The sequence below is a fragment of the Psittacicella hinzii genome, from assembly GCF_003585885.1.
Lineage (GTDB): Bacteria > Pseudomonadota > Gammaproteobacteria > Enterobacterales > Psittacicellaceae > Psittacicella.
The window spans coordinates 1-1,919 of record NZ_NRHC01000155.1 but is presented as its reverse complement, the minus strand read 5'-3'; the positions used below and the strand labels follow the sequence as shown (position 1 = coordinate 1,919).

Here is a 1,919-nt window from a genome sequence, read left to right as displayed (position 1 = left end):
ACCTGTAAACTTATGAACTTGTAAATTTACCAACTTGCACTCAATAATTGTATTTGCCAATAAGTTCGAGATCAGAGGTAAAAGCATTTAAGCTAATCTACTTAGAATGTACTTCTGAAACTCCTCAAAGATCTCTTGGTAAGGACGTTTAGTTGGTTTTAAGTTTATAGTTGCGTGTGCTAAGCCATTAGCTTGTTGTTGCACAAAGTAATCACCAAGAGCTTTAGCTCCACCTTTAAGGTAAAGGTTGTTAAAACTTTCTAGAGGAGCCTCTACATCTTCAAGAAGTTCAATAAAATAACCAGCTCCTAAAGGACGCCAATAACCATCTTGGTTTAAGTGCGCAATAGTGTTGTTTATATTTGTAGTTTGCTCTGGTTTAAAACCATGCCAGATCCAAGCATCAGGAGTGTTAGCTAACCAGCTAAACTCTTGTCTTGCACGACCAACAGCAATCATAGGTAGAGCTTGACTTAGCTTAGGCACTAGATCAATTTTACCTCTAAAAGTACCATATGATTCTGTTTTTAATTCAGGATAACTATGACTTGTTAGATGTTTAATAAGTTCCCAAGCTTCGCGATAGAGATCGGCACGCTTTGCAAAATCAACATTGAATGCTGGATACTCTACAGGTCTATCTCCGGTAGACAACCCTAAAATAAAACGATTACTGGTTAGTTTGGCAAGGCTTACTGCTGCTTTTGCAATGTGAATAGGGTCACGTAGAGGAGCTAGAATACCAGTAGTTCCTAATGCAATACGATTTGTTTTAGCAGCAAGGTAACCAAGAGTTACAAAGGGATCTAACTCTTGTCCGACATCTCCAAAATTTGGATCATAAAAAGGTACGTCACGAATCCATAAAGCAGCAAAACCAGCTTGCTCTGCTTGTTGAGCTACTTCTCCCAGATCAGAGATATCTGGAAAAGGACTATCAGGGTATCCTTTAAAAGGAGAAATTAAACCAAGCGTTAGTTTTCCTGGAATAAAAACTTTACTAAAAGCTGGATGGTTTGCCATAGTTGGTGGAAGAATGAGTTCTTTTTCATTTACCGGTGCGTGACTAAAGTAGTCATCTTCTTTTTGACCAAGGATGGAAAGGTTGGCTATTTTCTTGTTGAGTTTGTTATCCATTTGGTTCTCCCTGTTGTTTGTTTGCATTAGTAAACTTGAGCTGTAACCTCAACTGGTTAGCTTAGATTGTGGTTACTTGTTGTATATCTTAGATTGCAGTTATTTGTTGTATACCTTAGATTGTAGTTACTTGTTGTATATATTAGATTGCGGTTATTTTTCACATTCTCTTTTCTATACGTTTGGTTGCCTCCGTAAATCTATGCTTTAAGGCAGTATAGAAATCTTCGCTGTAGTTACAGTCAGGGCATACTTCTTAAAGTTACAGTCTGTAGTTACTTTCTCAAGCTATAGGCTGTAGTCACAGCATGCAGTCAATGCCTGTAGTTATTGCTCAATGGTAAAGGTTGAAAGAGCAGGGATTAGTATCTAACGCTTTATCGAGGATAGTGCTTAACTTACTAGCTATTGTTTCGTAAATTGAAATAATCTTTTGCAAAAACTGATATTTATTAACAAACTATTGAGGTCTATAATAGTTCACAGGTAAGCAAGAGTTAGACATGGTCTTATATCTTTAAGTAGCTCTTGCTAATCAATCTTAGCTATAAGCTTAGAATAGTATTTAGCTTTAAATAGAGGTAAAGTTTAAATTCTCTATCTCTCCTAACTGCTATTTTAGCAAAGCATGGTTTTTAGATTGATGAATATAAGTTAATAGTGTTTAAACTTTAACCTACTTTATTCAAAGGATAAACTTTCTTATAATGAACAGGTCAAAGTTAGACAATAACAACATACTCTAGTTAAACAAATTATAACTATCCTAAGTTACCACCTTT

The 1,919-nt window shown here is 35.7% G+C and carries 1 protein-coding gene; it reads right to left on the bottom strand.

Going from position 1 to position 1,919, the window contains the following annotated elements; genetic code table 11:
• Positions 1-87: 87 nt before the first annotated feature.
• On the bottom strand, positions 88-1,137 hold the full coding sequence (locus tag CKF54_RS08025; RefSeq protein WP_119525820.1) for a TIGR03571 family LLM class oxidoreductase: 1,050 nt from the start codon (positions 1,135-1,137) through the stop codon (positions 88-90).
• Between the last annotated feature and the right edge of the window lie 782 nt (positions 1,138-1,919).

Excerpts from the sequence above, each read along its gene's own strand:
- CKF54_RS08025 (WP_119525820.1), bottom strand. The coding sequence starts at position 1,137 with ATGGATAACAAACTCAACAAGAAAATAGCCAACCTTTCCATCCTTGGT.